This window comes from Streptomyces sp. NPDC044033 (genome assembly GCF_056434425.1).
In genome coordinates, this window is the sequence record NZ_JBWKFF010000049.1 from 1 (window position 1) to 10,264 (window position 10,264).

The following is a 10,264-nucleotide window of genomic DNA, read 5'->3' on the forward strand; positions in this document are numbered from 1 at the left end:
GCGCGCCGTCTCCTCCGGAGACATGACGCGCCGTCACTACGTGACGGAGAGTTGCCCGCCGCTCCGCGACGGTATGTAACGCCGCTCCGCGGCGTTACAAGCTGGCTAGAGAGGGCACGGCTGCCGGCCCGCTAGCGTTACATAGAAGTAGCGAAATCGCTTGGATTTAGCGTTCCCCTAAGCCTCTAAGCTGCATCTTTATCTCGAAGGGGCGCTCGACTGCTGGTGTCAAAGTGAAGCTGGCTTGCATGTGAAGTGTCCTCCGGGCGCCCCGCCAGGCTAAATATGTACCCATTATGTAACGCTCCCGAGGGTCGGCACATAACTATGTAACGGCTACTCTCCGTCATGGAGGAGTGGAGGTTGGTCTGGACCTCTTGCCGGCCATTTTATGCCTGAAAGGGGTGACTGAAAAACCCCCGAGGGATTCTTTGACTCCTCACTGAGAGAGTGGCGTACATTTCTGGTACATCCATTCGCGTTACATTATGGCTAATCGTTGTGTCGCGAAGCGGAATATCAGGGCCTAATTCGGAGCTCGTTTTTCTTGTTCTCGGGTTTATTTGGTCGATTCTCGGAAGGTGTGTGGGAGGCCGGTAGGGGCCTTTGTGTCTCCCGTGGTTTCATCGCCGTGGCAATTCCCAACGTTGTCGGCCCGCGTCGACGGACTCGTCGCGGGCCTCGCCCTCGGGCGACGCTGTGCAACGCTCATGCCTGCCGGCAGGCTGCACCCGACCAGTCGCCCAAAGGCGGCGAGGCGGACCGGGCTGGGCGGCGCGCCGGTCACCGGCAGGAACTGCAGCGCCGGGTGGGGGGTGCAGCGTTCCGCTACCTCGGGGACGATGTCGATGCCGCGCCCGGCGGCCACCGATTCGAGCCACTCGTCGAAGTTCACGGTCTCCACGTACCGCCGCTCTCCACGCCGGGCCCACACCGTCATGGTCGGCACCGCCCTGCTCCGCACCCACGAAAGCGGCGCGTCCGCACCGCACAAGGCCGCCGTGGCCAGCCCGGCATTCACGGACACCACGCTGACCCGGGCCTTCACCGGCCGCCCCGCCCGCGCCCTGCGCAACCGCTTCACGGACACCTACGAGGCCCTTGCCCCACTCGGCTCCCCGGCCCTCCACCACCTCACCGCCCCGCTGCGCAGAGCGGTCACCATCGCGGGCGATACGGACCTGATCCACCTGTGGGTCGGCACCGGCTACCGCCGGGCCCGCGACGAACCCGCCGCCCAGACGCTCGCCCGCCTCGCCACGGAATGATGACCCCGGGCCAGCAGAGAGCTACTTGTCACTTCGCCGTAGCTTCGGGAGAACAGGGCCGTCAGGATGGAGTCCTGCTCACCATGAGCAACCCTTTCGCTTCCCGCTCGGCCTCACTGGCCCCGTTGCCCTGCTCCTGCACGCCCGGTACCGCCATCGCGGCGGCCGGGGCTGAACTGGCTCCGGCCGGGGGCCGGCTCGGCCCCACGCACGCGCTAATCCTGCTGCTGGGCGGCCTCGGCGCGGGCAAGTAGGCGGCGACGATGACCCGTTCCCCCACCGGTGGCGCCGAGCGCCCTTTCGCCCACCTCGCCGATCTTCTGGATGCCGTCTACCGGGCACGGGGCTTCAGGGAGCGTCAGCGTGAAGCGGCCCGGCTGGCGGGCGGCATGAGAATGGTCTTTCGTCGTCGGTTTCCTCAGCCGTCGCTACGGTCGGGATCCTCGCTGGGCAGGACGGTGTAGATGAATGTGGCGCTGTGATCGAATTCCGCCATCGGCACGTTAACCTGGTGATGGGGGCCTGTGCTCATCATGTAGATGTGTTTCTCCACGCGTGCGGCGACGTCGAGACTGCTGACATGCCAGGCGATTTCAACATCGCGGCCCTTATAGTGTGCGACATCCGCTTCGCGGGTGGGCAGCGTCCACCAGACCAGTTCCCGGCCCTGGGGATCGGTGCCTCGGCAACGGAAGGTGACGATGTCGCCTGGGCGCACTACCGCTCTCGTGCGGAGTGAGGCCCCCATGTTCCATGAGGTCCTGCGGGAAGTTGTCGATGCAGTTCCCCAGGCTGTCGGTGACGCCTTCGATACGCGCGAAGTAGTCCCCCGTGGGGTCTTGGCTGATCATGTAGATGGTCACCCTGTTCCGGATCTCGCCGGCGATACCGCTCAGGAGCTCCTCCTCGAAGGGAAGCAGGTCGCGGCTGTGAGCCACGGAGTTGCGCAGCGCCTCAAAGCGGCTGAGCAGCCCCATCGTCTCGCTCTGCTTGCCCAGGACGGGCTTGACCCGTCGGCATCTACGACGAGGTCACTGCACCTGCGCCACTGGCGCCCAGACGGCGAGGTCCACAACTGGCGTGCCCCCGCAGACCGTCGGTGGTCGGGTCAGGCGCCGATGCCGATGTAGGAGACGTAGGTGTAGGCGCCCCAGTCGGAGTCGAGTTCGGCGATGACGTCGTCCCAGAGGTCTTCCATGGTGGCCAGGTCGCTGGCGACGAGGGCGTCGACGGCGTCGTCCCAGATGTAGCGGACCTGCCGGTGCTGGATCCTCAGGTTGTCGCGGCGGCGTGGCTCGTCGACGGCTGCCTGGTTTACGGGATGGATCTCGATGCGGGTGCCGCGGCCGTTGCGGTTGAGGTGCTGCTTGAGGGCGCCGGGGTTGGCAAGCACGTTGTGGGCTCGCAGGTTCCAGTAGGCGGTGTCGATCGCTTCGAGGTTGGCCGGGCGCGGGCGTTGGGTGCCGCGGGTCCAGGCTCGGATCGTTGTGGGGGTGGCGTGGATGCCGGCGTCGGCCAGGGCTTGGGGGCCGCCTTTGGTGGTGGTGAGGTAGCGCATGCGGGCTTTCAGGCCGCGGCGGGTGTCGACCGGGGATTTGATTCCGCCGTCGATGATCAGGCGTTCGAGGGCGTCTTCGAGGGCGCGGGCGAGGGCGATTTTCCCGTGGACGTTTCCGGGATCGCGGTCTGCGCCGTAGTTGCCGAAGTTCTTCCATCCGTCGGTCGACATCTATCGGGCGCTCTTCCTCGGCAGGGGGTACTGGTCTTTTTGTTTCATCTGGGTGGTGAGGCGGCCTTCGGTGAAGACGGTGCGCCAGTCGCCGCTCACGTGGAGTTCGTCGGTGCCGCGGACGCGGACGACGGTCAGGCCGTTGCTGTGGGCCCGGTGGGATTTGTACCAGAGGTTGGCAAATGCCTGGGAGCGGATGATGTGCATCCAGTCGGGTCGGCGGATGTCGCGGTTGACGCTTGATTCTCCGATGGTGGAGGTGAATTTCGAGTACATGGCTTTGATGTATTCAACGGTCACCGTGTCGTCGGCTTCGAGGGCGTTGGCGCGGGCCTCGGTCAGGACGCGGCGGAATTTTTCCAGGAGGCCTTCGCTGGCGCCGGAGGTCCAGCATTCGGTGATGTGTGGGGCCTCGCACAGGCCGAGGCGGGCGCAGCGGATGAGGAGGCGGATGGTGGCGTCGTCGAGGAGGACGGGGCCGTCTTCGCGGCGGTTACCGATCGGGTCGGGCAGGTCGGGGTGGTGCCAGGTGGGGCGGGCGGGGAGGCGGTAAATGCCGGAGCGTTTGGAGTCGAAGCCGCCGTGGGGGTCGTGGATCAGGGCGCCGATGGGCAGGTGGGTCTTGAACGCGGACAGGAAGCTTGCGTTGGTGTCGAGGGCGTTGACGGTGATCGGGGGGTGGGTGCCGTTTTTGAGTTCTTCCGTGAGGTGGGTGTTGGTCCAGTTGTGGCGGCCTTCCCAGATATCGTCGGCGCCGTCCTTGTTTTTCTTCCGGAGGAATTCGAGGGTTTCCGGGTAGACGGTGTGTTCGTAATTACCGCCGACGCGGGTCGCTTCGAACAGGGCCATGGCGTTCGGTACGGCCTTTTTCGCCAGGGCTTCGGTCGCGGTGGTGATGTCGCCGTCGTGGTCGTGGAGGGCTTCGTCGACGGCGCGGGTGATCATGCCGGTGAAGTAGCTGTAGTCCCGGTTGGCGTAGCCGCCGTCGGGCGGGGCGGTGCGGCGGGGCGAGGGCCTGCGTGGGGCGGCGGGAGGGGGTGTCGGGCCGGGCTCGGTGGGCGTGGGTTCCGGGGGCGGGCCGGCGGGGACCTGGAGAGGTGTCTGCGGGGCTTGTGGGGGTGCAGCGGGGGGCGTTGGGGCGGGGTCGGTGATGCGGGCGTGGGCGAGGTCGGCGTGGAGGGTGAGGGCGGCCTGCGTGCCGAGGTCGCGTTCGGTGATGCGGGCCTGGAGCTGGTCGTCGTTGCGGGTCAGGGTGATGGTGATGTCGAGGCTGAGTGCGGCGATCAGCTGGGGGTCGTCGGTGTCGACGGCGGCGAGGACGGGGAGTTCGTGGGTGCGGGCCAGGTGGGCGAGGGCCTGGGCGGCATCGGTGATTTGGGGCGGGCCGGACAGCGGCAGCCGGGGGTCTTCGGTGGCCTGGAGGCGGTCGACCACGATGAGGGCCAGGCCGGGCAGGTCCGGAACGCTTTCGGCGATTGCGCCGGTGGTGAGGTCGGTGCCGTCGTCGATGTAGAGCGGGGCTTGGGCCAGGTGGTGGTGGAGGGCTGCCGCGTCGTCCTGCTCGGTGGGAGTGAGGCGGCCGGCTCGCAGGCGGCGGTAGTCGACGGGCAGGTGCGCGGCGACGATGCGTGCGGCGATGTCGGCGCGGGTGAGTCCGGAGGCGGCGTACAGGACAGGTTGTTGCTGGTCGAGGGCGCCGGTGCGTGCGGCGGCCGTGGCGATCAGGCTGGATCCGGCACCGGGCGCGGCGGCCACGAGGTAGAAGCGGCCGGGCTGGAGGCCGCCGAGGGCGTCGTCCAGGGTGCGGATGCCCGTCGACAGGCCCGTCGGGGCCGTGGGCGTGGTTTCCCCCGTGGGAGCAGTGGTGGGAAGAACTGTGTCCAGGGCTTGGGCGAGTGCGGCCAGCCGTCGCGAGGTGCGCGGCGCGGCCTCGTGACCGGTGCCGGGTGTTTTGGGGGTGGGGGGCAGTGGGCCCTGCTCGGGAAGGGCGGTTGGGGGTGTGACCGGGTCTTGGGGTGTCGGCAGGCCGGGCGCAGGGGCGGGAGTGTCGGCGGCCGGCAAGTCGGCGGAAGGTGCAGGCGCGTCTTGGGGTTCCGGCACTGGATCCGGCTGTGGCTCTGAAGGCGTGGTGGGTGCGGTTGCCTCTTCGGCGGCGGTGGGTGTCGGCTCGGGGGCGGGCTCTTCGACGCTCTCGGGTGTGGCCGCAGGAGGGTTCTGCACTGATTGCTGGGCCTCCTCGGACACGGCGGGGGCCGGGGCTGCTGTGTCGGGGGCGGAATCGGCCTGAGGCACGGGCGGAGTGGGGGTTCCGTCCGTGGCTGCGGGGAGCAGGACAGCGACGGGGGTGCGGTGGCGGCGCAGCACTTGGGGGCGACCTTCGGCGCCATCCTGGATCAGGTCTCCGAGCCTTTTGCGGGCCTCTGCAATGCTGTGGATGGAAGCTTGGGTGAGATCCCAGCCCAACTCGGTTGCGTGGGCGGGGCTGCTGAGCAGTGCATGGTGCGAGCCACGGGTCAGGGGTGTGGGGTGCCCCGCGATGGCGGCGTCGATCATCTGTCGGAGTGCGCCGCGGGCCTCGTGCAGCGTCGTCGGGACAGCCGGCGCCTGAGCCTGTGGGGTTTCCGCTTCCGCAGCGGTCGCGGCCGCTTCTTGCTCGCCCACCAGATCCTGCGCTGAATCGGATTGACTGTCCTGCTCGTGTCGGCGACCGATGTCCGAGGCGCTCGTCTCGGCTTCTGCGGAGGGGGCGGGAGATGCCGAAAAGCTCATGGGCCAGTGGCCTGCCCAGTACGGGGCCGGGCGTGTCGGAGCTGCGGCGGGCTCGTCCGGTACGGCAGCGCCGGACGACGCCTCACCGGCGGTGTGGGATGAGTGCGGGGAGGTCACCCGGAAGACTCCTAGAGCAGAAGCGGCCAGCGAGTTATGGGGGGTAGGTCGGCAAGCAGTTCACCGCGGTGGCCTGGCAGCAGGTAGGGAGCGGCCGACACCAGAATTTGTACCGCTAACACCTCACCATATCTGACGGTACATAAGGTCTGCCAGGATTATGTACCGCACCGACGTTTTTGTAACGCCGAGGTTGGAGCTACATCTCAGCCCTCCGTCAGGGTGAGGTGAGGGCGCGCGGCATGGCAGAACCTGCCACCTACTGGCAGCGGGACGCCGCTCGAGTCCGAAGGGCTACCGCCACAGGGGCGTCAGACCGCACCTGGCCACATTGAGGTTGGGGAAGCGGTTGATCACAGGGGCCGTCGTACGGACACGGTGGATACGCCGGAGGGAATCTCGCCGCGGCCGCTCGCCCGTGGGATTATTCATCGCGGCGGAAGCGAGGCGAGATGAGACCGCACGCGTCGGCTGAGCTGCGCTGCGCAACGGGTTTCGCGCACAAGGGCGGCCAGGTTGTGCCACATGGCCTGGCGAATGTCTCGGGGCGTCATGTTGTGGTGGCGTGCGAGAGCCTGCTCCACGGCGGCGACGTTGCCGGGCAGTGGCTGAGCGGAACTGCGGTCGCCGAAGGGATGGTCGGTCTCGGTCAGCACCCGGTCGAGAGGGATGGCCTGCAGCAGAGCGGTCTTGCGTGCGGCAGAGGCGTTGACGGAGAAGTAGCAGCCCAGACGGACGGCGCGGGCAGTCTGTGCCGGGTCGCCCAGCCACCAGTGGAGGATCATGCCGGGGGCCAGGGAGCGTTCCAGCTCGTCCAGCACCTGCTCGCAGGCTGCGTAGCTGTGGATGCTGGCGATGCGCGGAGTGCGGGTGAGCACATCCAGGACACTGCGCAGGGTGGCCTGCTGACGGTCGATCGGGACACGGCTTTTGCCGTCGAGTCCGATCTCGCTGACTAGCGGTGTGCGGTCGATCAGCTGAGTGAAGGTGTCGAGGTCGAAGCCTGTGTGGCTGCGGGCGAGTCCGGGGTGGGCGCCTACCCCCCAGATGATGCGCTCGTCGTGCCGCTCGACCGCTCGGGCGGCCTCGGGCAGGGAGCGGGTGGCCGCGAAGACAACAGCACCCAGGCCGTCGAGGTCGTCGGCCGGGACGCTGGTGTCGATGTGTGCGTGCAGGTCCAGCGGCGGCAGTGCGGTCGTCCTCATGGGTACAGCAGCTCCAGTTCCGCGACACCCCGCCGGCACAGCTCGTAGGCCTGGCGGGTGGGGTAGTCGGAGGGCAGGTTCAGGGTGGTGATGTCGGCTGGGCGCAGGCCGCGGGCGAGGAAGGTGCGCAATGAGGGTTCGACCGACTTGTCGGCCAGGTAGGCGCTGAGGTGTGCGTCGTGGCGAGTGTGGAGGTAGTCGGTGGTGTCCTCGAGCTGGGCGGCGCGGAAGGAGGCGCGGCGCAGCAGGCAGCCGAAGCACACGCCGCAGTGCGTACGTACGGGGATGCGGTGGGTGCGGTGCCCGGTGTGGGCGCAGGAGTGGGTGCTGCTGAGCAGCCGCGAGGCCGCGCCGGTGCCGACGAATCCGGCGGCCAGGGTGAACATCTCGCCCTTGGTGCGGTCGGCGAAGGGGTTGTGGATGACAGCGTGGGCTCCGGCGTCGTGGGCGATGGCGGCCAGGGTCTGCAGGAACAGGGGGTGGGTGGTGCGGGTGGACACGGCGCCGCGCTGGTCGGGGGTGAGTGGCACGTTGAGAGAGGCGAAGCCGTTCTCCGGGATCCACAGCGGCACCTTCTCCACCGATGCGGCGGCCAGGCCCAGGGCGAGGAAGAGCAGGGAGCGGGTGCGGGTGGAGTACTCATTGGACAGTTTCGTCCCGGTGGGCTGATGGCTTTTGCGGGAGAACCGCAGCGGCTGGTGGGACTGCGGGGGGCCGTCGATGAGGTGGGCTATGTCGTCGGCGACGGCGCGCTGGATGGGGGCGAGGGTGGTGGCGCCGACGTGGGAGAGCAGCAGGTGCTGCTCTGGCCCGAGGCCGTGGCGGGAGTGCAGGGCGCCGACCGCCGAGTCGGCGCCGCCGCTGAGGAGGACCACGCGCCGTATTCCGGGATACGGGGTGTCGTGGATGGTTTCTTGTGGGGTGGCGGTGTGGTGGAAGCGGATCGACCAGCGGTCTCCGGAGAGGAAGCCCAGGAGGGTTTCGAGGCGTTCCCGCACTGCGTTCCAGCGGGCCGGGGCGTAGACGGGTACGTCCAGTTCGAAGGTGCGTTGGGTCCAGTTGGAGCGGTTGGCGCGGCGGCGGGTGGTGCGGTCGGCGGCATAGACCAGCGCGGCGAGGCGGACCAGTTCGATGTTGGGTTCGGGGACGGGGCCCAGTGCTCCCAGGCATGGTCCGAGGGTGGAGACGAAGGAGCCGCCCGGGCCGGGTGGCCACCAGAAGGTGGTGGTGCCGTCGGGCTCGGGTCGGGAGGTGTCGGCGTCCAGGCGCAGGGTGTAGGCGGGCATCAGGGCTCCATCCAGATGGACCGCATCGTCTCGATGCCTTCTTCGACGGCTCGGGTGATCTCGGCGGTACTGGGGCCGGTGATCGTCAGGGGGGCTCGGTCGACCAGGGCGCGTGCGGTTTCGCGGATTTGGCGTTCACCGTCGGCGGTGGCCCAGGCGGGGCGGGAGCCGTCGTTCATCTTCGAGGCGGCTTCGCCGAGGATCGCTTCGGAGATGGTCAGGGCCAGGGTTTCCCGGACGACTTCCTCAGGGTTGGGGGGTGTGCTGTCGGTGCCGGCCTCCAGGACCCACTGGGCCACTTCGCTGGCGACGAAGCGGCGCTCCTCGTCCTCGATGGTGCCGTCGGCGAGTGGCCCGCAGGCGGCCTCCACGATGCGACGGGCCCAGTCGATCGGGTCGTCGGCTACGGCCTGCAGTTCCGCGTAGTCGAGGCCGAGTTCCTGCAGGGCCTGCTCGTTGCCGGTGCGATAGGCGTAGGCCGCGGCCGCGGCGCGGCCGGCCGTGCGGGAGGACTGAGCGACGGTGCGCTGTGCCCCTCCCCCGGTGCGGCCTCCGGCGTCGCCGGGCGCTCCGCCCGCGCCGCCGCCGGGGCCGTCGGCGTGGCCGCCGAAGCGCCGGAACAGGCCCAGGGCGGGGGCCAGTTGGTCCGCATTGAGCTGGGGCGGGGGTGCGCCGGGGCCAGAGCCGGCCAGGGCGTCGAGCCACTGGGTGATGTTGTGCTGCAGCTGTTTGCTGGCCGGTGTGCCGTTTCCGGTGTAGGAGCCCTTGGTGCCCATCAGGGGCGGCTTCCTGTGCTCAGGGCGTGCTCTAGGGTGCGCGCGATCCGGGCATGGTCGGCCGGGGCATGGGTCTTCCAGTGCTCCAGCACGCTGCGGAAGGCGGGGTCGGCGGCCGGGAGAGTCAGGATGGTGGCCGGCTCCAGTTCGCCGGCCGGGACGGACTGCAGGAGTCGAGCGGCCCGTTCGACGGTGGCCGGGTAGGCGGTGACGATACGGACCAGGCCACGCACGGCCGCGCTCTGTTCGGCCGGGCGGTCCCGGCCTGCCCGGCCGAGGTACTCGACCAGGCTCAGGGCGTCGTCCTCACCGAGTGCTTCGATGTCAGCGTCGGTCACCCGGTGCTGGTCGAAGCGCGCGGTGGACAGCAGGTTGGCCGCGATGTCCCGCAGCCGGCCCGGCAGTCCGGCGTCGAGAAGCTGCTCGCCGGAGAACGCAGCCGCCAGGTAGAGGTAGGGGGCCAGGTCCTACCAGTACGCCCACCAGCCGCTCGTCCAGGTCCTCTCGCGATGCCCGGGCAAGTCCGGGCAGGCGGCGCAGGTTGATGCGCATCTGGCGTATCGCGCGGCCGCCTTTGTCAATGTCGAGGTGTGCATCTGCTTCCGCGGCTTCGTAGACGGCGCCCAGTTCCTCCGCCCAGCCGTCCGGCACTCGTGCCGCCAGCCGTGAGGCGGCGTCTTCGTGCCGGCGGCGTCGCGCAAAGTACGTGCGCGCGATCGCCAGTTTGAGAGCGGGCTCGGGGACCTGCGCTCCATCGAAGAAGGCGAGCAGCGCCAGGTCGTCGCTCTTTCGGCCAGGCGCCCGGTGACGGGCCAGGGCGCAGACCAGGTCACCGGTGTAAGCGGGGTACACCGACATGCTGCCGTGGCGGCCCAGGTAGATACGGGAAGGCTGCGGCAACAGGCCGCGCCTGCGCCAGCGTTCGAGCTGACTCGCGCTGACGGGATGGCCGGAGGCTCGTGCCCGGTCCTGTAACTCCCTGTCGGCAGCGCTGGGTTTGCTTCGTGGCATGGACGGAACGCTAGAGATCATTAACTGTGGGGGTTCTGGCCCTGCTGACGGTTGAGGTCGTGTGCGGTAAGCCGGAGGTATGCGGTATCCCGATGGTGGTGGG

General features: G+C 68.8%; 9 protein-coding genes. 2 read left to right on the top strand and 7 right to left on the bottom strand.

The window, feature by feature from the left end:
- Positions 1–842: 842 nt before the first annotated feature.
- Positions 843–1,268, top strand: coding sequence for an NAD(P)H-dependent flavin oxidoreductase (locus AC07AB_RS39745; RefSeq protein WP_478577494.1), 426 nt, complete (start codon positions 843–845; stop codon positions 1,266–1,268).
- Between the two features lie 83 nt (positions 1,269–1,351).
- Positions 1,352–1,522, top strand: coding sequence for a hypothetical protein (locus tag AC07AB_RS39750; protein WP_478577497.1), 171 nt, complete (start codon positions 1,352–1,354; stop codon positions 1,520–1,522).
- Positions 1,523–1,686: 164 nt separating this feature from the next.
- On the opposite strand, the gene AC07AB_RS39755 is transcribed toward AC07AB_RS39750, so the two are convergent.
- The 7 genes from AC07AB_RS39755 to AC07AB_RS39785 form a co-directional block, all read right to left on the bottom strand.
- Positions 1,687–1,986, bottom strand: coding sequence for a hypothetical protein (locus AC07AB_RS39755; RefSeq protein WP_478577499.1), 300 nt, complete (start codon positions 1,984–1,986; stop codon positions 1,687–1,689).
- 390 nt (positions 1,987–2,376) lie between these two features.
- The gene (locus tag AC07AB_RS39760) at positions 2,377–2,997 is read right to left on the bottom strand and encodes a hypothetical protein (RefSeq protein WP_478577502.1); all 621 of its coding nucleotides are present in this window, start codon (positions 2,995–2,997) and stop codon (positions 2,377–2,379) included.
- Positions 2,998–5,058: a DnaB-like helicase C-terminal domain-containing protein gene (locus AC07AB_RS39765; RefSeq protein WP_478577503.1), complete on the bottom strand. Its 2,061-nt coding sequence runs from the start codon at positions 5,056–5,058 to the stop codon at positions 2,998–3,000.
- A gap of 1,253 nt (positions 5,059–6,311) precedes the next feature.
- The gene (locus tag AC07AB_RS39770) at positions 6,312–7,088 is read right to left on the bottom strand and encodes a TatD family hydrolase (RefSeq protein ID WP_478577505.1); all 777 of its coding nucleotides are present in this window, start codon (positions 7,086–7,088) and stop codon (positions 6,312–6,314) included.
- Entirely contained in the window at positions 7,085–8,374 is a 1,290-nt protein-coding gene (locus AC07AB_RS39775) for a hypothetical protein (RefSeq protein ID WP_478577508.1), read from the bottom strand. The genes AC07AB_RS39770 and AC07AB_RS39775 overlap by 4 nt, the downstream gene beginning before the upstream one ends.
- On the bottom strand, positions 8,374–9,150 hold the full coding sequence (locus AC07AB_RS39780; RefSeq protein WP_478577511.1) for a hypothetical protein: 777 nt from the start codon (positions 9,148–9,150) through the stop codon (positions 8,374–8,376). The genes AC07AB_RS39775 and AC07AB_RS39780 overlap by 1 nt, the downstream gene beginning before the upstream one ends.
- On the bottom strand, positions 9,150–9,488 hold the full coding sequence (locus AC07AB_RS39785) for a hypothetical protein (protein ID WP_478577514.1): 339 nt from the start codon (positions 9,486–9,488) through the stop codon (positions 9,150–9,152). Before AC07AB_RS39785 ends, AC07AB_RS39780 begins: the two co-directional genes overlap by 1 nt.
- Positions 9,489–10,264 lie beyond the last annotated feature (776 nt).

Bases quoted from the DNA above. Each gene is read 5' to 3' on its own strand.
- AC07AB_RS39750 (WP_478577497.1), top strand. From the start codon at position 1,352: ATGAGCAACCCTTTCGCTTCCCGCTCGGCCTCACTGGCCCCGTTGCCC.
- AC07AB_RS39780 (WP_478577511.1), bottom strand. From the start codon at position 9,150: ATGGGCACCAAGGGCTCCTACACCGGAAACGGCACACCGGCCAGCAAA.
- AC07AB_RS39775 (WP_478577508.1), bottom strand. From the start codon at position 8,374: ATGCCCGCCTACACCCTGCGCCTGGACGCCGACACCTCCCGACCCGAG.
- AC07AB_RS39770 (WP_478577505.1), bottom strand. From the start codon at position 7,088: ATGAGGACGACCGCACTGCCGCCGCTGGACCTGCACGCACACATCGAC.
- AC07AB_RS39745 (WP_478577494.1), top strand. From the start codon at position 843: ATGTCGATGCCGCGCCCGGCGGCCACCGATTCGAGCCACTCGTCGAAG.
- AC07AB_RS39760 (WP_478577502.1), bottom strand. From the start codon at position 2,997: ATGTCGACCGACGGATGGAAGAACTTCGGCAACTACGGCGCAGACCGC.